Annotated in this window: 20 protein-coding genes; 11 read left to right on the top strand and 9 right to left on the bottom strand. The window is 68.3% G+C overall.

Annotation, left to right across the window (positions count from 1 at the left end):
- Window positions 1-162: 162 nt before the first annotated feature.
- From GVY39_RS28550 to GVY39_RS28540, 3 genes are all read right to left on the bottom strand, one after another.
- The gene (locus tag GVY39_RS28550) at window positions 163-1,116 is read right to left on the bottom strand and encodes an asparaginase (protein WP_159929992.1); all 954 of its coding nucleotides are present in this window, start codon (window positions 1,114-1,116) and stop codon (window positions 163-165) included.
- Window positions 1,113-1,829, bottom strand: a complete 717-nt coding sequence (locus tag GVY39_RS28545; protein ID WP_159929991.1) for an MOSC domain-containing protein — start codon at window positions 1,827-1,829, stop codon at window positions 1,113-1,115. Before GVY39_RS28545 ends, GVY39_RS28550 begins: the two co-directional genes overlap by 4 nt.
- A gap of 110 nt (window positions 1,830-1,939) precedes the next feature.
- Window positions 1,940-3,055: a folate-binding protein YgfZ gene (locus GVY39_RS28540; protein ID WP_236565722.1), complete on the bottom strand. Its 1,116-nt coding sequence runs from the start codon at window positions 3,053-3,055 to the stop codon at window positions 1,940-1,942.
- Window positions 3,056-3,237: 182 nt separating this feature from the next.
- Between GVY39_RS28540 and GVY39_RS28535 the strand changes: the two genes are divergently transcribed.
- The 5 genes from GVY39_RS28535 (at window position 3,238) to cydC (ending at window position 10,634) form a co-directional block, all read left to right on the top strand.
- Window positions 3,238-4,158 carry an aminodeoxychorismate lyase gene (locus GVY39_RS28535; RefSeq protein ID WP_159929987.1) on the top strand — a complete coding sequence of 307 codons (921 nt, stop codon included), beginning with the start codon at window positions 3,238-3,240 and terminating at the stop codon, window positions 4,156-4,158.
- Between the two features lie 275 nt (window positions 4,159-4,433).
- Window positions 4,434-5,927 carry a cytochrome ubiquinol oxidase subunit I gene (locus GVY39_RS28530; RefSeq protein WP_159929985.1) on the top strand — a complete coding sequence of 498 codons (1,494 nt, stop codon included), beginning with the start codon at window positions 4,434-4,436 and terminating at the stop codon, window positions 5,925-5,927.
- A gap of 9 nt (window positions 5,928-5,936) precedes the next feature.
- Entirely contained in the window at window positions 5,937-6,968 is a 1,032-nt protein-coding gene (cydB, locus tag GVY39_RS28525; RefSeq protein WP_159929983.1) for a cytochrome d ubiquinol oxidase subunit II, read from the top strand.
- 4 nt (window positions 6,969-6,972) lie between these two features.
- Window positions 6,973-8,829, top strand: a complete 1,857-nt coding sequence (locus GVY39_RS28520; protein ID WP_159929981.1) for an ABC transporter ATP-binding protein/permease — start codon at window positions 6,973-6,975, stop codon at window positions 8,827-8,829.
- Complete coding sequence (gene cydC / locus GVY39_RS28515; protein WP_159929979.1) at window positions 8,826-10,634, top strand: thiol reductant ABC exporter subunit CydC; 1,809 nt, start codon at window positions 8,826-8,828, stop codon at window positions 10,632-10,634. Before GVY39_RS28520 ends, cydC begins: the two co-directional genes overlap by 4 nt.
- 288 nt (window positions 10,635-10,922) lie before the next feature.
- On the opposite strand, the gene GVY39_RS28510 is transcribed toward cydC, so the two are convergent.
- The 6 genes from GVY39_RS28510 to GVY39_RS28485 form a co-directional block, all read right to left on the bottom strand.
- Entirely contained in the window at window positions 10,923-11,630 is a 708-nt protein-coding gene (locus GVY39_RS28510; RefSeq protein WP_159929977.1) for an FABP family protein, read from the bottom strand.
- A gap of 204 nt (window positions 11,631-11,834) precedes the next feature.
- Window positions 11,835-12,140, bottom strand: a complete 306-nt coding sequence (locus GVY39_RS28505) for a DUF1416 domain-containing protein (RefSeq protein ID WP_159929975.1) — start codon at window positions 12,138-12,140, stop codon at window positions 11,835-11,837.
- A gap of 5 nt (window positions 12,141-12,145) precedes the next feature.
- On the bottom strand, window positions 12,146-12,979 hold the full coding sequence (locus tag GVY39_RS28500) for a sulfurtransferase (protein ID WP_159929973.1): 834 nt from the start codon (window positions 12,977-12,979) through the stop codon (window positions 12,146-12,148).
- A gap of 29 nt (window positions 12,980-13,008) precedes the next feature.
- The gene (locus GVY39_RS28495; RefSeq protein WP_159929971.1) at window positions 13,009-13,578 is read right to left on the bottom strand and encodes a DUF4395 domain-containing protein; all 570 of its coding nucleotides are present in this window, start codon (window positions 13,576-13,578) and stop codon (window positions 13,009-13,011) included.
- A gap of 287 nt (window positions 13,579-13,865) precedes the next feature.
- On the bottom strand, window positions 13,866-14,309 hold the full coding sequence (locus GVY39_RS28490) for a thioredoxin family protein (protein WP_159930034.1): 444 nt from the start codon (window positions 14,307-14,309) through the stop codon (window positions 13,866-13,868).
- Window positions 14,309-15,109, bottom strand: coding sequence for an LmeA family phospholipid-binding protein (locus GVY39_RS28485; RefSeq protein WP_159929969.1), 801 nt, complete (start codon window positions 15,107-15,109; stop codon window positions 14,309-14,311). Before GVY39_RS28485 ends, GVY39_RS28490 begins: the two co-directional genes overlap by 1 nt.
- A gap of 293 nt (window positions 15,110-15,402) precedes the next feature.
- Here GVY39_RS28485 and GVY39_RS28480 point away from each other — a divergent pair, with 293 nt between their 5' ends.
- The 6 genes from GVY39_RS28480 (at window position 15,403) to pstB (ending at window position 21,334) form a co-directional block, all read left to right on the top strand.
- Complete coding sequence (locus GVY39_RS28480) at window positions 15,403-16,167, top strand: response regulator transcription factor (protein WP_159929967.1); 765 nt, start codon at window positions 15,403-15,405, stop codon at window positions 16,165-16,167.
- Between the two features lie 129 nt (window positions 16,168-16,296).
- Window positions 16,297-17,217 carry a mycothiol synthase gene (gene mshD, locus GVY39_RS28475; protein WP_159929965.1) on the top strand — a complete coding sequence of 307 codons (921 nt, stop codon included), beginning with the start codon at window positions 16,297-16,299 and terminating at the stop codon, window positions 17,215-17,217.
- Between the two features lie 242 nt (window positions 17,218-17,459).
- Window positions 17,460-18,572 carry a phosphate ABC transporter substrate-binding protein PstS gene (gene pstS / locus GVY39_RS28470; RefSeq protein ID WP_159929963.1) on the top strand — a complete coding sequence of 371 codons (1,113 nt, stop codon included), beginning with the start codon at window positions 17,460-17,462 and terminating at the stop codon, window positions 18,570-18,572.
- 90 nt (window positions 18,573-18,662) lie between these two features.
- Entirely contained in the window at window positions 18,663-19,634 is a 972-nt protein-coding gene (gene pstC / locus GVY39_RS28465; RefSeq protein WP_159930033.1) for a phosphate ABC transporter permease subunit PstC, read from the top strand.
- Window positions 19,634-20,536 (top strand): phosphate ABC transporter permease PstA, encoded by a 903-nt coding sequence (gene pstA / locus GVY39_RS28460; RefSeq protein WP_159929961.1) that lies wholly within the window; start codon window positions 19,634-19,636, stop codon window positions 20,534-20,536. Before pstC ends, pstA begins: the two co-directional genes overlap by 1 nt.
- Before the next feature lie 21 nt (window positions 20,537-20,557).
- On the top strand, window positions 20,558-21,334 hold the full coding sequence (pstB, locus tag GVY39_RS28455; RefSeq protein ID WP_159929959.1) for a phosphate ABC transporter ATP-binding protein PstB: 777 nt from the start codon (window positions 20,558-20,560) through the stop codon (window positions 21,332-21,334).
- The last annotated feature ends 1,019 nt before the right edge of the window (window positions 21,335-22,353 follow it).

Raw genomic sequence — 22,353 nt, 5'->3', positions numbered from 1 at the left:
CGCGTCACAGCGGGGCGGCCTGGGGTTTGGTGGCGGCCCCGTTCGAATTAATACTCTTCCTGACAGACACTTTAGCGTGTGTCCGGCGGTCTCGCTTCCAGGAGTGGGTGAAGAACTCCGGAACCGGTGCCGTTTGCCCGCTTGTCGCCCGCCGTGGAATAGCTAGAGTACGCCCGGTATAGCGCGAATCACACCGACTCGAGCGCCCCCACCGAGCACCGCGGGGGCCGCCAGCTCCGCGTGCGCATCGGTCCACTCGATCCCCATCCGATGCAGAATGGCCAGCGTCAACGGCATTCGAGCGCGATCGTGGCCGTCATCGATCTTGTACGCGAAAGCCGATCCGTCCGGTAGCGCCCCAGCGTGCACGCCGTCCGCGCCGATCTTGCACACCAGCCCCGGCGTGGCCCGCATGGCGAGCAGGTCGGGGCCGTTGGTGCCGCAAATCACTCGCGGATGGGCACGGATCGCGTCGGCGACCCGGCGTTCCGGGGTGCCGGTCTCGGCGGTCGCCATGGTCGCGAACACCCGTGCGAGGTTGACCAGCGAGACCGGGATGATCGGTAGCCCACAGCCGTCGATGCCCAGATCGGCTTCCGGCTCGCCGGTCAGATCGGCCACCGTGGCGAGCACCGCCCGCTGCAGCGGATGCGCCTGGTCCTGGTAGCCCTCGGTGGGCCAGCCGTTGACCGCGCAGGTCGCGAGCATCGCCGCGTGCTTGCCGGAGCAGTTCATGTAGATGGGATGCGGCTGCCGCCCGTCGGCCAGCGCCGCGGCGCGGGCGCGCTCGTCGTAGGGCAGATCGGCCGGGCAGGCCAGGGACGAGTCGGGGAAGCCGAAGCGGTCCAGCAGCCTGCGCACCAGCGCGACGTGGTCCGGTTCGCCGAAGTGCGAGGCGGTGGCGATGGCCAGTTCGGCGTCGTCGAGCGGTTGGAAACCGTTGCGCAGCATGGTGATCGCCTGCATCGGCTTGTTCGTCGAGCGAGGGAAGATCGGCAGATGCACCTCACCCAGCTCGAGGGTCGGCTCGCCCGCGGCGTCGAGCACCACCACCGAGCCGCGGTGCACGCATTCTCGGAAACCCGAGCGGACGACTTCGACCAGTTCCACACTCACAGTCGCGCTCCCGTGCCCAGGTCGCCGGCGTCGGCCGCCGTATCCCGCTGCGCGGCGGCGCGCGCGGCGTTGGCATGTCTGCGCGCGTGCCGCTCGACCTGCATGCGCACTTCGTCGGAGACGGTCGGCTCCTCGGCCAGCAGGATCGCGAGCAGGTCGAGATCGGCGCCGGTGAACACGTCGCGGACGGTGATGCCGTGGTCGGGGACGTGCACGACCGAGATCGGGTCGCCGGCCCCGATCGTTCCCTCGGTGAGCACCCGCAGGTAGGCGCCGGTGTCGCTGCGCAGCGTGAACCGCTTCACCCACTGCTTCTCGCCACTCCAGTGCTGGAACGTCGCGCACGGCACGCGCGGTGCGGTGACCTCCAGCAAGGTGTCGCCGACCGACCAGCGCGCGCCGATCACCGAATCGCTGACCGGAAGCCCACTGACCCGCAAGTTTTCGCCGAACCACCCGGCGGGCAGCTCACGGCCGAGTTCCTCGCCCCAGCGGCGGGCATCCTCGTCGGCGTAGGCGTAGACGGCCTGGTGCACGCCACCGTGGTATTTGGTGTCGCAGACGTAGTCGCCGTCCAAACCGCGTGCGCGCACCGCGACCCGCCCGGCAACCGGCCGCTTGTCGATGGCGGTGCGGCCGACCCGCCCCGGCATCTCGAGTTCGGCGTGCACGACGCAGGCGGCGAGGACCTCGCCGGTGTCACCGACGCGCATGGGCAGCGCTCCTCTCGTCAAAGAGGTCAGGGATGGGGAACTCGGCGCTGAGCAAGGGTGGAGACGTCGGCTCGGGAAGGACCCACGCCGGCTGGTGCTCGGTCAACAGGTCAGCGCCCGCGCAGTCGGTCGATCGCGGCCCGGCCTGCCTGCGGCGCGTCGTCGGAGGGCACCGAATCGGGATCGATGGACGCCGCGACCGGTCCCGCGGCCAGCGCGGTGTCGGCCGGAACCGCGCGCTTGACCAGGGCAAGGGCGATCGGGCCGAGTTCGTGATGGTCGACCACCGTGCCGAGCCTGCCGACCGTGCGTCCACCCGCGGTGACATCGTCGCCGGTGACCGGGCGCTCGTCCGCCGAACCGTCGAGGTGCAGCAGCAGTAGATGCCGCGGCGGCTTGCCGAGATTGTGCACCCTGGCCACGGTTTCCTGGCCGCGATAGCAGCCCTTGTCCAGGTGCACCGCGCCCTGTTCGGCGACACCGCCGATCCAGCGGGCCTCGTGCGGGATGGTCCGCTCGTCGGTGTCCAGTCCGATCCGCGGGCGAACGGCCGCGACGCGCAGCGCCTCGAAGGCCCACATCCCGGCGGGGGCGGCCCCGGCGGCGGTGAGCCGGGCCCACAGGTCGGTCAGCTGATCGCGGGGGACGACCAGGTCGAAGGAGTCGGGCGTCGGCCACGGCATCCGGCGCACGAAACCGCCGCCGGGCAGGGGCGCCGCCTCGTACACGCCGGGAAGAGCGGTGACGCCGAGCGCTTCGGTCAGGCCGGTGACGCCTGGCCCGAGCAGGCTCAGCACCGCGTGGTCGGTGGCTTCGACCGGCTTGGCGTCGGCCCAGAAGACCATGCGCTGCAGGAACGCGAGCAGGTCGGGACCGCGCTCGGCCTCGGTGTCGATCCAGACGGTGCCGTCCAGCTCGGTGAGCACGAAGTGGTGCAGCACCCGGCCGTTCAGATCGAGGTCGAGATTCTCCGCGGACTGCCCGTCACCGAGGTCGGCGACATGCTGACTCGAGATGGTGTGCAACCAGGTGAGCCGCTCCGCGCCGGTGATGCGCAGGACGTAACGATGCGAACGGTCGACGATAGCGGCGCGCTGCGCCGCCGCGCGCTGTTCGCCGAACGGATCGCCGTAGTGCCAGGCGACGGCGGCGTCGGGTGAACCCACCGCTCCCGCGACGGCTCCCGACACACTGAGGATGGGGCTGGGCGCAACGACCACGGACACCTCTCCCACTCTAGGCGGGGCCGCTCGGTGGTGCGCGAACCGGGCCGCCGCGCCGGAGTCCGGCATAGCGGATCGGCATTGTGCGAGCATTGTGGCCGGGGTTGCGGGGAACCTCGACAAAAGGTCTTCCGAAAGCGGCCGTGACGTAGGCATTGTCCGCTCTCAGCGCCTACGCTCGTCGCATGGTGGATCGAGTTCTGGTAACTCTTGATGGCGCTGTCCGGGATGCGGATGCGCCGTTGTTGTTTGCGGACGATATTGGCGTATTGCGTGGCGATGGTGTCTTCGAAACGGTTCTCGTGCGCGCGGGCGTCGCGTGCGCGATCGAATTTCATCTAGGCAGATTGCGCCGTTCCGCACAGGCGCTCGATCTGCCCGAGCCGGAGCTTGGCCGATGGCGCGAGGCGGTGGAGACCGCCGCCAAGGAGTGGGGCAGCGAACGCGAAGGCGTGATGCGGCTGGTGCTGACCCGCGGCCGCGACTCCGAGCTGGCAGGCACGCCCGACAAGGTCAAGACCGGTGACCTCGCCGCCGCCGTGCCGGTGCCGACGGCTTTCGTGCTCGTGGTGCCGGTGCCCGAGCGCGTGGAGAAGGCCCGCACCGAAGGCGTCGCCGTGGTGAGCCTGTCGCGTGGCATCTCGGTCGACCTCGCGCAGGCGGCGCCGTGGCAGTTGCTCGGAGCCAAAACGCTGTCCTACGCCACCAACATGGCCGCCCTGCGATTCGCCGCGCGGATGGGCGCGGACGACGTGATCTTCACCAGTACGGAGAACCGGGTGCTGGAGGGGCCGCGGTCCACCGTGGTGATCGCGCGCGACAAGCAGCTGATCACCCCGCCCGCCAAGAACGGCGTGCTGCCCGGCGTCACCCAGCGCGCGCTGTTCGCCGAGGCCGAGAAGGCGGGCTGGCAGTGCCGGTATCACTCGCTGTTCACCGCCGACCTGCTCACCTGCGACAGCATCTGGATGTTGTCGAGCATCTCGCTTGCGGCGCGGGTCAATTCGCTGGACGGCCTGCGGATGTCCGCGCCGGACAACGCCGCGGAGATCATCGAGCTGGTCGACCGCGGCATCGAGCGGGCGGGCGCCATCGGCGACTGGTGACTGCCCGCCTCTGGCGGGAAGTCGGGCCGTACCGGCCGGTTGCCGCGGCGGGGCGGGAGTGCTCGCGGAATCGGTTATGGGTAGGCGGGGCGTCCTGGTGATCAGCGCTGCCCCGTGATCTCCGTCCTATTCGGCGGGGAGCGGGGTGGCGATGAGCACGCGAAACCCGCCGAATGGGCGGTAACTGCGCTGCTCTCGTGGTCTAGGCCGCATTGTCGGCAGTCGCCTCCGGCGTAGTCTTACTACGACATGTCGTAGACAGGTAGGAGGCCGGCTTGAACGCCTTGGACATCTCGCGATGGCAGTTCGGCATCACGACGGTCTATCACTTCCTCCTGGTGCCGCTGACCATCGGACTCGCCCCGCTGGTGGCTGCCATGCAGACGGCATGGGTGATCACCGGCAGACAGCATTGGCTGCGGCTGACCAAGTTCTTCGGCAAGCTGTTCCTGATCAACTTCGCGCTCGGTGTCGCGACCGGCATCGTGCAGGAGTTCCAGTTCGGCATGAACTGGAGCGAGTACTCCCGGTTCGTCGGCGATGTGTTCGGCGCCCCGCTCGCGCTGGAAGGCTTGGTCGCCTTCTTCATGGAGTCGACCTTCCTCGGACTGTGGATCTTCGGCTGGACCCGGCTGCCGAAACTGCTGCACCTCGGCGCGATCTGGATGGTCGCGATCGGCGTGAACGCCTCGGCGTACTTCATCGTCGCGGCCAACTCGTTCATGCAGCATCCGGTCGGGGCCCGCTACAACCCGGAGACCGGTCGCGCGGAGCTGGAGAGCATCGTGGCGGTGCTCACCAACAACACCTTGCTGGCGGCTTTCCCGCACGTGGTCGCCGGATCCTTCCTTACGGCGGGCACGTTCGTCGCGGGCATCGCGGGCTGGTGGATGGTGCGCAACGCACGCAGCGGCGATGAGGCGAAACTCGCCGACGCGCGCGCGATGTGGCGGCCGGCCGCGCGGGCGGGCATCGTCGTGACCGTGGTGTCGCTGGCCGCGCTGATCTACACCGGTGACGTGCAAGGCAAGCTGATGTTCGAGCAGCAGCCGATGAAGATGGCCTCGGCGGAATCGTTGTGCCACACCGCGACCGATCCCCATTTCTCCGTCCTCACCGTCGGCACGCACAACAACTGCGACAGCGTCACACACGTGCTCGAAGTGCCGTACGTGCTGCCCTGGCTGGCGGAGGGGGAGTTCACCGGCGTGACGCTGGACGGCGTCGTCGACCTGCAGAAGGCATACAACGAACAGTTCGGAGTCGGCGACTACCGGCCGAACCTGTTCGTCACCTACTGGTCGTTCCGCGCCATGATCGGCCTGTCGGCGGGTTCGGCGTTGCTCGCGCTGGCCGGGCTGTGGCTGACCCGCCGCGGCCGGGTACCCGACCAGCGCTGGTTCTCCTGGCTGAGCCTGCTGGTCATCCCGACGCCGTTCCTGGCCAACAGCGCGGGATGGGTGTTCACCGAGATGGGGCGCCAGCCCTGGGTGGTCGTGCCCAATCCCACCGGCGACCCGAACGTGCGTCTCACCGTCGCGCAGGGCGTCTCGAACCACTCGGCCGGCGTCGTGCTGTTCTCGCTGATCACCTTCACGCTGCTGTACGGCGCGCTCGCGATCGTGTGGTTCTACCTGATGCGCCGGTACGTGATCCACGGGCCCGACCCGGCCGCACGCTTCGCCCACGACAAGGACGACACGGACGCGTCCTCGGGCGACCGGCGTGCCGAAGAATCTGCCGTCGAACAACTTTCGTTCGCCTACTAGGAGCCGGCGATGAGTCTGCAAGAGTTCTGGTTCGTCTTGATCGGCGTGCTGTTCACCGGCTACTTCGTGCTGGAGGGCTTCGATTTCGGCGTCGGCATGCTCATGCCGATCCTCGGCAAGGGATCCGACGTGCGCAGGCGCGCGGTGCTCAACACGATCGGACCGGTGTGGGATGCCAACGAGGTCTGGCTGATCACCGCGGGCGCCGCGATGTTCGCCGCGTTCCCGGAGTGGTACGCCAGCCTGTTCTCGGGTTTCTATCTGGCGTTGCTGCTGGTGCTCGTCGCGCTGATCCTGCGGATCTGCGCCATCGAGTACCGCGGCAAGATCGACGACCCACGCTGGCGGGCCCGCTGCGATGTCGGCATCGGCATCGGTTCCTGGGTTCCGGCGCTGGCCTGGGGCTGGGTGTTCGCCAACGTGGTGCACGGGGTTCCGCTGAACGAGAAGAAGCAGTTCGCGGGTTCGGTGGCGGACCTGTTCGGGCCCTACGCCCTGCTGGGCGGTTCGGCGACCGGACTGCTGTTCGCGCTGCACGGAGCGATGTTCCTGGTGCTGAAGACCGCCGGTGAGATACGCGACGACGCGCGGCGCACGGCCCGGCTGCTGTTGATCCCGACCGTGCTGGTGGTCGGCGGATTCGGCGTGTGGACCCAGCTGTCCCACGGGACCGGCTGGACATGGATCCCGCTGGGGCTGGCCGTGCTCGGACTCGTCGTCGCGGCGGCCGCCGACTTCGCGCACCGCGACGGGTGGGCGTTCACCGGCACGACGGTGACCGTCGCCGCGGCGACCGCGCTGCTGTTCGGGTCGCTCTTCCCCAACGTGCTTCCCTCGACGATAGATGCGGCATTCGATCTGACGATCCACAACGCGTCCTCGACCCCGTACACGCTGAAGGTGATGAGCTGGGCCGCGGCACTGGTCACGCCGGTCGTGCTGGTGTACCAGGGTTGGACGTACTGGGTGTTCCGCAAGCGGATCACCGTCGAGCAGATCCCGCCACCGGTCGGTCTGTCCTTGCAGCCCGCGAAGGATTGACGCCATGGCCCGTCCGCCGATCGATCCGCGCCTGTGGCGGTATGCCCGCTCGGCCCGCGGCTACCTGGCGCTGAGCGTGCTGCTGTCGCTGGTCGTCACCGCGGCGATCGTGGCGACGGCGGTGATGATCGGACGGGTGCTGGCCGGGGTGGTCACCGACCCTGGCCAGCGTTCCCTCGGTGCGTGGACGATCGAACTGGTCGTGCTCGCGCTCGCGATCACGGGCCGGGTGCTCGCCACTTGGTGGCAGTCCCGGCTGGCGCACCGAGCGGGCGCGAGCGTGGTGGCGGAGCTGGAAAGCGCGGTGCTCGCCACAGGCGCGCGACTGTCCCCCCGCGAACTCGACACGCGCCGGACGGAATTGGCGGTGGTCGTCGGCACGGGGTTGTCCGGGTTGCGCGGCTATCTCGTCGGTTACCTGCCCGCTCTGCTGCTGGCGGTGCTGGTTCCGCCCATCGTGCTCACGGTCATCGCGGCGCACGATGTGACGTCCGGAGTGATCGTGGTGATCACGTTGCCGCTCATCCCGATATTCATGATCCTCATCGGGCTGCTGACCCAGGGGCGCGCCGAAGCCACGCTCGCGGCCACCACCCGGCTGTCGGACCAATTGCTCGACCTGTTCGCGGGCATGCCGACGTTGCGTGCGCTCGGCCGGGAAACCGGCGCCGAGCAACCCCTTCCGGCGCGACATGCCGCGCGGGCACGGCAGGAGGACCCCGACGCCGGCCATGCGAGCACCATGCGGCACCGCGTACGCGATCTCGGTGACACGCTGCGGCAGCGCACCATGCGGGCGCTGCGCGTGGCCTTCCTGTCCTCGATGGTGCTGGAACTGCTCGCGACCCTGAGCGTGGCGCTGATCGCGGTGTCCATCGGGCTGCGCCTGGTCTTCGGTGACATGAGCCTGTACGCGGGCTTGGTGGCGCTGGTGCTCGCGCCCGAGGTGTACCTGCCGCTGCGGATGGTCGGTGAACGGTTCCATGCCGCACAGGACGGTATGGCAGCCGCGGACAAGGCGTTCGCGATCCTCGAATCCACGCCTGCCGAGCGGGCCGGCATCACGGGTACGGCACCGGACGAGTCGATGGCAGTCCACAAGGGCGGCGGCATCGAGGGGTGGAAACCCGCCGTGACGACGTTCGGCCGCGGCATCTCCGCAGGGGGTGCTGCGACGATCGCTCTGCGCGACCTCTCGGTGCGGGCCCGGGACGGGTTCGCACCCGCGGATTTGTCGGCGACCTTGCGGCCCGGCTCCCTCACGGTGCTGGCCGGTCCCAACGGAAGCGGCAAAACAACTGCCGTGCAGGCGATCCTGGGGCTGCTCAGCCCTGACCGAGGCGCTGCGACCGTCGACGGCGTGGACGTACGTGAGCTGGACGCGGACCATTGGTGGGCGCGGGTGGCGTGGTTGCCGCAGCGTCCGGTCCTGGTGCCGGGCACCTTGCGGGACAACCTGGACCTGCTCGGCGTGCACACGGCCGACCACACCGCGCCCGGTCCCGCGCGAGTCGTCGGCGATCTCGAAGCGGCATGTCTGGCGACCGGTTTCGACGCCGTGCTGGACGAACTGCCCGACCGCTGGAATACCCTCGTCGGGCCCGGCGGTGTGGGTCTGTCGCTCGGCCAGCGCCAACGTCTCGCGCTGACCAGGGTGCTGGCCACCGACCGCCCGATCCTGCTGCTCGATGAGCCGACCGCGCACCTCGATGCGGTCGCCGAAGCCACCGTGCTGGCCGCCCTCCAGGGAAGGGCCCGCGCGGGAGCGACAGTCGTCGTGATCGGGCATCGTCCCACCCTGCTCGCCGCGGCCGACCATGTCGTGCGGGTACGAGCCGACCGAGCGGAGGCCCTCCGATGAGCACGCGAATAGCCGCTCGTCCGCGCGGTGCGGGCGCTCTGCTCGATGATCTGCGCCGGATGTGGGCGCTGCTCGCATTGTCTCGCCTGCGGGTCGCGGTGGCGATCGGGTGGGGTGTGCTGGCGCTGGGCAGTGGGCTCGGGCTCGCGGCGCTGGCGGCGTGGTTGATCGCGCGAGCCTGGCAGATGCCGCCGGTACTCGACCTGAGCATCGCCGTGGTCACGGTGCGCGCGCTCGGGCTCTCCCGTGGTCTGTGCCGGTATCTGGAACGACTCGCCACCCACGACGTCGCCCTGCGAGCCATGACGACGGCGCGTACGACGGTCTATCGAACGCTCGCACGCTCGGATTTCTGGCTGCGCCGACCGGAGACCTCGGGCGGCCGCGTGGACACCGGGACTTCCGGCCCGCCGCGCCGCGGCGACCTGCTCGTCCGTATCGGCAGCGACATCGACGATCTGGGGGCGGTGGTGGTGCGTGCGTTCGTGCCGGTCGCGGTGGCCGTCGTCCTCGCGGTCGCGGCCGTCGCGCTCCTGGCGACGATCTCGCCTGCCGCTGCCGCGATCCTGGCCGGCGCGCTGGCCCTGTCGGGCATCGTCGCACCGTGGCTGTCGGCCGAGGCGGCGTCCGCGGCCGAACGCGCCGTGCGCGCCGACCGGGCGGAGTTCACCGCGCAGGCTCTGACGGTCCTCGACCATGCCGCCGAACTGCGCGTCGCCGGACGCCTCGACGCCGCCCTCGCCGCGGCGGGAGAAGCGTCACGCCGGGCGGTCGCCGCCGAGGACCGGGCTGCCGCGCGCAGCGCTTGGTCGGCCGCGGCCACCCCGCTGTCGATCGGCGTCACCGTGCTGGCCGCTCTCCTCATCGGCATCACGGTCTACGGTCCCGACGGCGGCACACCGGGTGCGATGACACCCATGGCGCTCGTCGTCTTGGTCCTGTTGCCGCTGTCGGCCTTCGAAGCGGTCGGCCCGCTGCCCGCCGCGGCGCAGGCCCTGACCACCGCCCGCGCGGCCCTGCGTCGCCTGACCGAATTCGAATCCCCTGATGGTGGGTCGGTGAGCCCCGCGGCTGAACTCGTTTCGGGCGCGACCGACTCCGGTGACGCCTCACCCGGGTGGGTAGCAGAGCTGGGACAAGGACAAAGGCGGACTGTCGCATCCGCCCGGCCCGGCGAGGTGCATGTGCCGGAGCTGCCCCCGGGACGACGCATCGCCGTGGTCGGCCCGAGCGGCGCCGGGAAGACGACACTGCTGATGACATGGGCGGGGTTGTTCGGCACACCCCGCCCCGGCGTCACCTTCTTCGCCGAAGACGCGCACCTCTTCGGCACCTCCGTACTGGAGAATCTGCGGGTCGCCCGCGGCGATCTCACCGCAGGGCAAGCCGAGAAGGCGCTGCGCGCCGTCGGTCTCGGGGACTGGTTGGACGGGCTGCCGGAGGGAATCCATACCGACCTGGTCGGCGGAGCGGCGGCCGTCTCGGGCGGCCAGCGCCGTCGGATCCTGCTCGCCCGCGCCCTGGTGTCGCCCGCGCGGGTGTTGCTGCTCGACGAGCCGACCGAGCACCTGGAGGCCGAGGCCGGCGCGAAGCTGCTGCGCGACTTGCTGGATGCCGACAGCGGGCTCGTCGAGCCCGACCGCATCGTGGTCGTCGTCACCCACCAATTGCCGGACGACCAGCGGGCCGACACGGTGCTGCGCATAGCGGCGTCGGGCCAGGTCACGACCGATTACGCGCGCCGTGAACCGGCTTGTGGCGCCACCGTTTCCGCCCACCGAGAAATTCCGTTGCCGAGCCGCTGACGCATCGCTAGATTCGTTCGTACACGAGGAAGGAGGTGGTTCGAAGAATGGATATTCATAGGACACGTGAGGTGGCTGTCCGCTAGCGCCACCGCTGCAGGTGGATTTCGCCCGCGCGAGCGCTGAGCGAATTCCAGGCAGTCACCCGGCCCCCGAGCCCCGGTCTGTCCGACCGGACCTGTGCCACGCGAGTAGCACCGGTATGGCTCGGGGGCTGTTCCATTTCGTCTGTCCGGGAACAGTGGCTTGCGCTCCTCGGAAGACTGAACTCCGGTGGTGGTGGAGAACCTAGCCGATGTAGCGCTGAAGGCGGGCCGAGAGGCGGGGTTCGAGCGGGCCGTCGGCTACGACGCGTTCCTCGACGTAAGCCAGGTCGCCGCCTTCGACGATGCCGTAGAGGCGCTTGGCGCCGCCCACGACGACGCCGGACTGGCTGCGGATCACCACGTCGGTGGCCAGTTCCCAGGACGACTGGGTCAGCGCCTGCCCGTAGAACAGCTCCACGATGCCGCTGCTGTGCGAGAGCAGCAATTCGATGACCTCGTCGTTGCCGTCGATGCCGACTCGCCAGAAGCCGCTCTCCCGAAGGTCGGGGCCGTCGTAGCTGCCGTCGGCGCCGATCACCCAGGACCGGGACTCCCAGGCCAGGTAGTCACCGCCGTCGTGCGAGACGACGATCTGCTGGCCGAATCGGTAGTCACCGCGCTCGGGATCGTTGCCTTCCCCCTCGCCGCGCCATACGCCCACCAGCGGGAGTAGCGCGAGCATCGAGGCGCTCAGATCCGGTCCCAAGCGCAGGTTGGCGGTGTCCTCGGGCAGCGGAAGATCCGGCAGGACCGGGATATTGCGGGCGCCGGTCGATTTCGCCCGTTCGGCAGCGTCGGCCACAGCCTGGTCGCCGCTACGGCGACCGGCGAAATCGGCCGGAGCGTCGCCGTTCAGTTGTTCACTCGCTCGCTCGGCCGGGTTGGAACCTTCGCTCGCGAGTTCGCTCATGATTCGGTGAAGAGCCGGTAGAAGACGTAGAGGCCGAACCAGCCGATCAGAACGGCCACGGCCACCAGCAGAATCTCGAAGAAGAGGACCACGTTCCCGAGTTTAACGACCCCCCTTCCGCGGTACGCAAACGGCCCCGGTGCTTCCGCGGGGCGGAAACGACCGGAGCCGTTCGACGAGTGCGATGTATTACTCGGCGAGGTCTTACTTGGCGACCGCGACGTCGACCGAGTGGATGCCCGCGCCTTCGGGGCGCACCTCGGCGGAGCCGTTGCCCGCCGAGGACAGCGCGCGGACGGTCCACAAGCCGGGGGCCGCGAAGAACCGGAAGTCACCGGTGCCGGACGCGACGACCTCGGCGGTGAAATCACCGTTGCCGTCGAGCAGGCGCACGAACGCACCGCCCACCGGCTGACCGTCGGTGCTCACGACACGGCCGGTGATGACCGTCTCCTTCTCCACGTCGACGCCGGCCGGGATGGCCTGACCCTGAGTAGGTGCTGCACACATATCGATTACTCTCCCAACTCGATCGGGGCTCCGACGAGGGAGCCGTACTCGGTCCAGCTCCCGTCGTAGTTCTTGACGTTCTGGTGGCCGAGCAGTTCCTGCAGCACGAACCAGGTGTGCGAGGAGCGCTCGCCGATCCGGCAGTAGGCGATGGTCTCCTTCTCGCCGTCCAGGCCGGCTTCCTTGTAGATCTCGGCCAGTTCCGCGTCGGACTTGAAGGTGCCGTCCTCGTTCGCGGCCTTGCTCCACGGCACGTTGATGGCGCCGGGGATGTGGCCGGGACGCTGGCTCTGCTCCTGCGGCAGGTGCGCGGGCGCGAGGATCTTGCCGGTGAACTCGTCGGGCGAACGCACGTCGACCAGGTTCTTGGTGCCGATGGCCGCGATGACCTCGTCGCGGAAGGCGCGGATGGACAGATCGGGCGCGGCGGCCTTGTACTGGGTGGCGGGCCGGTTCACCGGTGCGGTGGACAGCGGACGGCCGTCCAGCTCCCACTTCTTGCGGCCACCGTCGAGCAACTTGACGTTGTTGTGGCCGTACAGCTTGAAGTACCAGTAGGCGTACGCGGCGAACCAGTTGTTGTTGCCGCCGTACAGGATGACCTCGTCGTCGTTGGAGATGCCGCGCGCCGAGAGCAGATCGGAGAACTGCTCCTGGTTCACGAAGTCGCGACGAACCTGATCCTGCAGGTCCTTCTTCCAGTCGAGCCGGACGGCACCCTCGATGTGACCACCGTCGTAGGCGGAGGTGTCCTCGTCGACCTCGACGAAGACGACGCCGGGGGCGTTGAGGTTCTCTTCGGCCCAGTCAACGGAGACCAGGACATCGGAGCGAGCCATTGTTTTCCTTTCAGAGATGACTTGCAGGGTCAGTTCGATGCCGGTGACCCGGCGGTGTGCGCGTCCCGCCCGGGGACGGAAGCTCGCGTGGCCACGGAGGGCTCGCGAACACCGCTGTCCGGAACGGTCCTGCGGAGGCGGGTCACCAGCGGATAGATCCGGCAACCCAGGCAGATCCCGAACGCCGCGTTCAGGAACGCCGCGAACAGGGCGAAGCCGGCGAACACCGCGCCGACGACTGTGGAGCCGAGCGCGAAGCCCAGCAGGCTGACGGCCGCGAAGACGAAACCGAGCAGCTGAGCGAACCGCAGCGGGGCCGCGGGCTCGGTCTCGCCGGTCGGCGCCAGGCGCGGCGCGACGAAGGCGGCGTAGATCCGCCCGTACGGGTGGCGGCGCGGACCGAGGGCCGCGCCGACCGCGAAGACAACCGCCTGCGCGCCGATCAATACCGCGGCGGCCACCGTCGAGAACGCGGCGGCGATCAGGACGAGGACCAGGGCGGCGGTGGTCACCCATGCGGCGAATCGGGGGCCGCGAACATCCACCTGGCCGGTGGGAGTAACAGCGGTTTCGGAATTGTTTCGGATCTCGGTGGACATTGTGCGTACTCCTGCGCTGAATTAGTCCGATCACTGAAGGATTGCCAATTCGCCGGGGGATCGTGAGATCACTCGCGCGGCGGACAGAGGTCGGCGTCAGGAAACCCGGGAAAGCCGACCGATCAGCGGCACAGGCAGCAACAACCACCGAGCCGACACAGATCCACTGTGCGGCGTCGGGTGAGCATCAGCTCGTGGTTGGAAAGCACGACAGCAGTTTACCCAATTCGGCGGGGGAATAGGACCCGGGGTGGATCACAACCGTCGAGGGGCCTTGTCGTCGCAGCTCAGGCGGCTGCGGTGAGCGGCTCGAGCGCGGAGTGCAGGTCCGTGACCTTCGGGACGCCGGAGATGCGGAACCGTTCCCGGCCCTCGACGTCGAAGACGAACGTGGTGGGCAGCGAGAGCACGTTCAACTCTCGGGCGAGCGCGGGCTCGGCGTCGATGTCCACCTCGATGTCCTGCGGCGGCTGTGGCGATCCCGCGAGCTGGTCGGCGACATTGGCAACCACCCGGCGAACCGCGTCGCACGGTCCGCACCATTCGGCGGAGAAATGCAGGACCGCGGGACCGGCGCCGGTCACGCCGACGGCCGCCAGCAGTTCGGCGCGGGCTGAATCGGAGACTTCGATGCTTTCGGCCGCGCGGACCTTGCCTTCGCGCCTGCGCAGCAGGACGCCCACCGCCAGCGCGGCGAGCAGTGCCACTGCGAGGATGGTGATCTGGATCATCATGGTCGCTGCAATCGGTCGAGGTCGATCGTGACGTTCACGCCCTTGCCCTCCACGACGATCTGACCGCCCTGGGCGGAGACCTTGGTGGGCCGGACACCGAACGGCAACTCCTTCGTGTCGATGGTACGGGTGAACCGGGCGAGCACGGCAGGGCGATCGGCTTCGGTGATCACCGCCACCGGAGTGGTCTCGGTACCGGGGCCGCCGCGATAGAAGCCGGTCGCCACGATCTTGACCTGATCGCCGTCGAGCAGGAGGTCGGCCTGCACGCTGACCTTCTCGCCGCCGTACTGCGCGCCGGGGGTCTCCGGCAGGGTGCCGGTGAGCACGAGCGCGCCGGTGGTGGTCATACCGGAACCGCCCGATCCGCCGGTCCCGTCGGACTTGTCCGCGGGCCGCGAATGCACTTGCAGATCGGGGATCGTGAACAGTCGGCCGAGCTCGGTGGGCTCCACCCGCAACCTGCTGTCCACCCGCTCCACGGGCACGCCGCGCAGGCTGCCGTCGACCAGTTCGCCGACCGGCAGCCGCACTCCGGTCAGCGTCGCCTCCAACGCGATCTCGCCCGGGATGTCCTCCCGCTTCGCGCGCGCACGGATCTCCACGTGGTCGTAGCGGCTGTCCCAGGCCTGGCCGAGAAACGGGAAACCGTGGATCGTCACCTCCGGATCGGCGGTGAGATCGGCGCCGTCGCGCAGCGCCCTGGACACGCGATACTCCGAATAGGCCGCGGTACTGAAGTCGGCGACGACGGCGAATCCCGCCAGACACAGCAGGCCGATGATCAGCTTGCGCATGCTCCCCCGTCTCTCCGGGTCTCGGGCCGCGGCGACCGGGAGCCGCGCGGCGCGCGTTCGATTGCCGTATCGGGCGCCCCGCCGGTGGCGGGCATGCCCGATACGTAACCCATGTACGCACCATATCGGTTGGCTCGCGCCCGGCCGCCGGGTGTCCTCCGGTGCGGCCGCGGACCCGGAATGCGTGGTCATGCCTTGTTACGCGCTAATCTTGCATCCGATTACCTGTGATTAGCGACGTGGCCGCGGCAGTGCTGCCGTATCCGCGTGGCTACGAGATGGGAGGAGGGCCTGTGGAGCTGCTCCTGCTTACCTCCGACCCCAACCCCGAGTCGGTGTTGCCCTCACTGGCGTTGCTGGCGCACAACGTGCGCCCGGCGCCGACGGAAGTGGCCTCGCTGCTCGAGGCAGGCACCGCGGACGTCGCCCTGGTCGACGCCAGGACCGACCTCGCCGCCGCTCGCGGGCTGTGCCGCCTGCTCGGCAGCACCGGGTCCTCCGTGCCGGTCGTCGCCGTGCTCACCGAGGGCGGCCTGGTCGCGGTGAACGCCGACTGGGGACTCGACGACATCCTGCTGCCCGGAACCGGCCCCGCCGAACTCGACGCCAGGCTGCGGCTGCTGGTCGGGCGCAACGGCGGCGTCGCCAGCCCGGAGAACACCGGCAAGATCACCCTCGGTGAGCTGGTGATCGATGAGGGCACCTACACCGCGCGGTTGCGCGGTCGTCCGCTCGATCTCACCTACAAGGAGTTCGAGCTGCTGAAGTATCTGGCGCAGCACGCGGGCCGGGTCTTCACCCGCGCGCAGCTGCTGCAAGAAGTGTGGGGTTACGACTTCTTCGGCGGCACCCGCACCGTGGACGTGCACGTGCGTCGTCTGCGCGCCAAGCTCGGCACCGAGTACGAGTCGCTCATCGGCACGGTGCGCAATGTCGGTTACAAGGCCGTGCGCCCGTCGCGCGCGGCGGTCAAGGGTGAGCCGGTGAGCTTCCACGACGACGACAACGAGGGCACCGACGACTCCCCGCTCACGCCGGTCAACGGCTCCGCACCGTGAGTTCCGCCGGGCGGGCGCTTCGATGATGCCGTCGTCGTGGCAGGCCGAGGTCGAAATGCCGCCCGCTTGCACGACGTTGCCAGGAGCGGACTCCTGAGCGGGGTCCGCTGGCTCGATGAACGGAGGCCGATGAGCGGCGCGACGACACAGTGGATCGACCGTCCCGATGCGGACACGGCACAGGGGATCACCGCTTTGCTGGCACGGGCCACCGCGGCAGACGGGGTCGCCCCCGTTTCGGAACAGGCGGTGCTGTCGCTGACTTCCGGCGCCGACACGGGGGCGCGTCATCTGCTCGCGCGCCGCGACGGCGCGCTCGCGGGCTACGCGAATCTCGTTCCAGCGCATGGCGGACATCCCGCCATGGCAGAGGTGGCGGTCGATCCGGCCCAGCGCGGCCACGGTGTGGGTACCGAGTTGGTCACGGCCGCCTTGGCCGCGGGCGGACCGGGCGCGCGGGTCTGGGCGCACGGTGACCGGCCCGCGGCCAAGGCTGTCGCTGCGCATCTGGGGCTGCGGACGGCGCGCGAGTTGTGGCAGATGCGGCGGTCGCTGGCAACACCTGAGCTACCAGAATTGGCCGTGCCGGACGGCATCGCGTTGCGCACCTACGCCGGTCGCGCCGACGACGCGGAATTGCTGCGGGTGAACGGCGCCGCCTTCGCCTGGCACCCCGAACAGGGTGGGTGGACCGCACGCGACCTCGAGGTCCGCCGCAACGAGTCGTGGTTCGATCCGGCGGGCCTGTTCCTGGCATTCGACACCGCCGTCCCCGATCGTCTGCTCGGATTCCACTGGACCAAGGTGCACCCGGGAGAGGATCCGCCGCTCGGTGAGGTCTACGTGGTCGGCATCGACCCCGCGGCGCAGGGTCGCGGGCTCGGCCGTCTGCTCACGCTGGCAGGTCTGCGCTACTTGCGGGACCGTGGATCGACCGAGGTGTTGCTCTACACCGAGGCGGACAACGCCGCCGCGGTGCGCACTTATACCCGGCTCGGGTTCGCTCCGGCGCACGTCGACGTCGCCTACGCCGCGGCGGAGTCTGAATAGGAGGCGGCAGACCGGGTGTCCGGGAGTAAAACTGGGGCAAACGTCACATCTCCCGGGAGCAATCGCGCCGGCCTGTTCACTCTCCGTTCACTCAGTTCGGTCCAACTGTCAACCACGTGACTTTAGGTTGAGTGAGGGCAGCACACTGCTGCCTGGTGCGCAAGTTCCCCGCGAACAGCACCACGGCACCCGTCCGGGCCGGTGAGGGACCGGACGAGTAGGACGCGATTCCGGAGGAATTAGTGAATCTCAAGCGCAGCAGCGCCCTCGTCGGTGTGCTGGCCGTCGGCGCGATGACGCTCGCCGCCTGTGGCAGCGACGACAACACCTCTTCCGACAGCGGCGATGTGGCCAAGGTCGACGTGGCGTGCGGCGGTAAGGAGGCCCTCAAGGCCAGTGGCGCTTCCTCGCAGAAGAACGCGATGGAGCGCTTCATCGCCGCCTACGAGAAGAACTGCGACGGCGCCACGCTCAACTACACCTCGAGTGGCTCGGGCGCGGGTGTGAGCGAGTTCATCGGCGGCCAGACCGATTTCGGTGGCTCCGACTCCCCGCTGAGCTCGAAGAAGGACGAGCCGAAGAAGGCCGCCGACCGCTGCGGGTCGCCCGCGTGGAACCTGCCCACCGTGTTCGGCCCGGTGGCGATCACCTACAACATCGACGGCGTGACCGATCTCGCGCTGGACGGCCCGACCGCCGCCAAGATCTTCAACGGCACCGTGACCACGTGGGACGCTCCCGAGATCAAGGCGCTGAACCCGAGCGCCAAGCTGCCGTCCGAGCCGATCGCGGTGATCTTCCGCAGCGACGAGTCGGGCACCACGGACAACTTCCAGCTCTACCTGGACGCCGCTTCCGACGGCGCCTGGGGCAAGGGTGCGGGCAAGGCGTTCGTCGGCGGCGTCGGCGCGGGCTCGAAGGGCAACGAGGGCACCTCCGCCGCGGTGAAGAGCACCAAGAACTCGATCACCTACAACGAGTGGTCCTTCGCGAAGGCGCAGAACCTGTCGGTCGCGCGCATCGTCACCTCGGCGAGCAAGGACCCGGTGACGCTGAGCGTCGAGTCGGCGGGCAAGGCGATCGAGTCGGCGAAGATCTCCGGTCAGGGCAATGACCTGATCATCGACACCTCCTCGTTCTACAAGCCGGCCGCGGCGGGCGCGTACCCGATCGTGATGCCGACCTACGAGATCGTGTGCTCGAAGTACGCCGACGCCGCGACGGCCACGGCGGTGAAGGCCTTCCTCACCTCCGCGGTCACCAACGGCCAGCAGGGCTTGGACGAGGCCGGGTACATCCCGATCCCGGAGCAGTTCAAGACCAAGCTGACCACCGCCATCAACGCCATCTCCTGATAGCAGCCCCACATGACCGTTCACGACGAGGTCGCCGCCGCGGGTCAGTCGGATTCGACCGACCAGCGGACAGGCGGAGATACTGCGCTCATGCCGAGTAAGCCGAGCAACGAACCGGCCGCGAGGAGCCGTCGCCCGCACAGCCCGCGCGCGGAGATCATCTTCCGCTCGCTGGCCACGGCGGCGGGTGCGATCATCGTCGCGTCCATCGCGTTGATCGCGCTGTTCCTGCTCATCCGAGCGGTGCCGTCGGTGCTGGAGAACGACGCGAACTTCTTCACCAGCGCCGATTTCAACACCTCCGATGCCAACAACCTACGGTTCGGCATCCGGGACCTGTTCATGGTCACGGTGTTGAGTTCGATCTTCGCTCTGGTGCTTGCCGTTCCCATCGGCATCGGCATCGCGCTGTTCCTGACGCACTACGCGCCGAAGACGCTGGCGCGGCCGTTCTCGGTGCTCGTCGATCTGCTCGCCGCGGTGCCCTCGATCGTGTTCGGTCTCTGGGGAATCCTGGTGCTGGCTCCGCAGCTGGAGCCGGTCCAGACCTTCTTCAACGACAACCTGGGATGGTTGTTCCTCTTCTCGGACGGCAACATCCCGCTGGCCAGCGGCGGCACGATCTTCACCGCGGGCGTCGTGCTCGCGGTGATGATCCTGCCGATCATCACGTCGGTCAGCCGCGAGGTGTTCAACCTCACCCCCCGTGCGCACATCGAGGCGGCGCAGGCGCTCGGTGCGACGAAATGGGAAGTCGTCCGGATGACGGTGCTGCCGTACGGCCGCAGCGGCATGATCGCCGGCGCCATGCTCGGCCTCGGGCGCGCTCTGGGTGAAACGATCGCCGTGCTGATCGTGCTGAAGACGGCCGCCCAGCCGGGGCAGTGGTCGGTGTTCGACGGCGGCTACACCTTCGCCTCCAAAATCGCCTCGGCGGCCGCGGAATTCAGTGACCCGCTGCCGACCGGCGCGTACATCGCGGCAGGCTTCGTGCTGTTCGCGCTGACCTTCGTCGTGAATGCGCTGGCTCGACTCGCCGCGGGCGGAAGGGTGAACGGGTGATGACCACCTCGACTCTGGACCGGCCGATCAAGCCGCCCACTTTCCGGGACGTGAGCCTGGCGCGCCGGATTCGCAACAACCTCGCCACCGGTCTGGTCTGGACGGCGTTCGGTATCGCGCTCGTGCCGCTGGCATGGGTGCTGATCATGGTGGTCACCAAGGGTTTCAACGCCGTGGTCCGGGCGAACTGGTGGCAGAACTCCCTGAAGGGCGTGCTGCCCAATCAGGTCGCGGGCGGCGTTTACCACGCCATCTACGGCACCGTCGTACAGTCGTTGGTCGCGACCGTGATCGCGGTGCCGCTCGGCATCATGGCCGCGGTCTATCTGGTCGAGTACGGCCGCGGCGTGCTGGCCAAGACCACGACGTTCATGGTCGACATCCTGGCCGGTGTGCCGTCGATCGTCGCCGCCCTGTTCATCTTCGCGCTCTGGATCGCGACGCTCGGGTTCCCGCAGAGCTCGCTGGCGGTATCGCTGGCGTTGGTGCTGCTGATGTTGCCGGTGGTCGTCCGCAGCACGGAGGAAATGCTCAAACTCGTGCCGGACGAACTGCGCGAAGCGTCCTACGCACTCGGCATCCCGAAGTGGAAGACCATCGTGCGGATCGTGGTACCCACCGCACTGCCCGGCATGATCAGCGGCATCCTGCTGGCCATCGCCAGGGTGATGGGTGAGACCGCTCCGGTGCTGGTGCTGGTCGGCTACAGCAAGTCGATCAACACGAACATCTTCGACGGCAACATGGCATCGCTGCCGCTGTTGATCTACCAGGAGCTGGCCAACCCCGAAGCTGCCGGACGCGAGCGGGTCTGGGGCGCGGCTTTGACCCTCATTCTCATCATCGCCCTCCTGTACCTGGCGGCTGCGGTCCTCAACCGCCTGCTCACCCGGAACCGATAGAAGCGGAACGGATTACCGAAAATGGCCAAGCGGATCGACGTCAAAGATCTGAACATCTACTACGGCAAGTTCCATGCCGTGTCCGATGTCTCGCTGACCGTGCTGCCGCGCAGCGTGACCGCCTTCATCGGTCCCTCGGGTTGTGGCAAGTCCACCGTGCTGCGGTCGCTCAACCGCATGCACGAGGTAACTCCGAACGCTCACGTCGAGGGCGCGGTAATGCTGGATGGCGAGGACATCTACGGCACCCAGATCGACCCGGTGGGCGTGCGCCGCACGATCGGCATGGTCTTCCAGCGACCGAACCCGTTCCCCACCATGTCCATCAAGGACAATGTGGTCGCGGGCCTGAAGCTGCAGGGTGTGCGCAGCAAGAAGGAACTCGACGAGGTCGCCGAACGCTCGTTGCGCGGGGCCAACCTGTGGAACGAGGTGAAGGACCGCCTGGACAAGCCGGGCGGCGGCCTCTCCGGCGGTCAGCAGCAGCGTCTGTGCATCGCGCGTGCCATCGCCGTATCGCCCGACGTGCTGCTCATGGACGAGCCCTGCTCGGCGCTGGACCCGATCTCCACCCTGGCGATCGAGGACCTGATCACCGAGCTGAAGAAGGAATTCACCATCGTCATCGTCACCCACAACATGCAGCAGGCCGCGCGCGTGAGTGACCAGACCGGTTTCTTCAACCTGGAGGCCCAGGGCAAGCCGGGCAAGCTGATCGAGATCGACGACACCGAGAAGATCTTCTCCAACCCGTCCCAGAAGGCCACGGAAGACTACATCTCCGGCCGCTTCGGCTGATCCCGATTGCCGAGCGGTTGTGCACCGAGGCTGCGACCGGCAAAGTGAAGGCCCTGGTCGCGGATCCCGCGTGGGGCCTTTGCCTGCCGCCGCGTTCGGTCCACTGACGGAAAAACTGTCCCCTTTCGAATCGGCGGTTGCGAACGGCAACAAGCTCGCCGACCGCAAATTCGGCGACTGCAATCGGTTACGCCGAACCCGGGCCGGACTTGCCGACCCGATCGACGCGGCCCAACTCGCACTGCGGGCACTCGCCCAACGCGTCTCCGATTGCCTGACCCACTCCGACCACCTGAAGACGCACCTCGGCGAACTCCTCGAACGGCTGGCGCCCGGTGACAACGCAGGTATTCGCCCGTGGGCCGGATACCGCTGCCGCGCTGATAATTTGGATCGGCGACAAACCCGATGGCTGATCGCCGAAGCCGTGTTCGCGTGGGTGTGGCGTCGCACCTATCCCGGCCGAGGATTCCTTGCGAACGGGTGCGGAAGGTGCGCTCGAGTCATTGTGACTTCGAGCATGATTCGGTAGCCTGTGGAACAGGGGGGTTCGAATTGCGCAACCTCTGTGAATTCTATTGAAGCGAAAGAGGTTTCGTGATGGCAGTACGCTTGCTCTCCGGTGCGTTGGTCGGTGTGGCCACGATCTTGGCCGCGACGATGCCGCAAGCTGCGGCTGCGCCAACAGCGCCTTGCGATGCGTATACCGTTGGCAACATTCGCTATGAGGGCTCGACGAAGTGGATATGTTACTCATTCGGCGGGGGCAAGTACGGATGGGTCACCGTTTCCGGATAGTGATACCGGCGCCTGGTGCAATCTATGCCGTCGACAACTGGCAAGCCGTCGGCGCATAACCTTACAGTCCAACGATCGGCCCCGCCCGCTACGGGGCGGATTCGAGGGGTCGTCGCAACACTCGTTGTCGTGTTAGGCGGCGATTAGCGTAGCCAGACGCTCGGCTGGGGTATCCCAGTCGAGCGTTTTGCGTGGTCGGCCGTTGAGTTCGGCGGCGACGG

It is taken from the genome of Nocardia sp. CY15 (assembly GCF_009829295.1).
GTDB classification, from domain to species: domain Bacteria; phylum Actinomycetota; class Actinomycetes; order Mycobacteriales; family Mycobacteriaceae; genus Nocardia; species Nocardia sputi.
The sequence above is the reverse complement of the archived record's forward strand: the minus strand, read 5'-3'. Positions and strand labels throughout refer to the sequence as shown.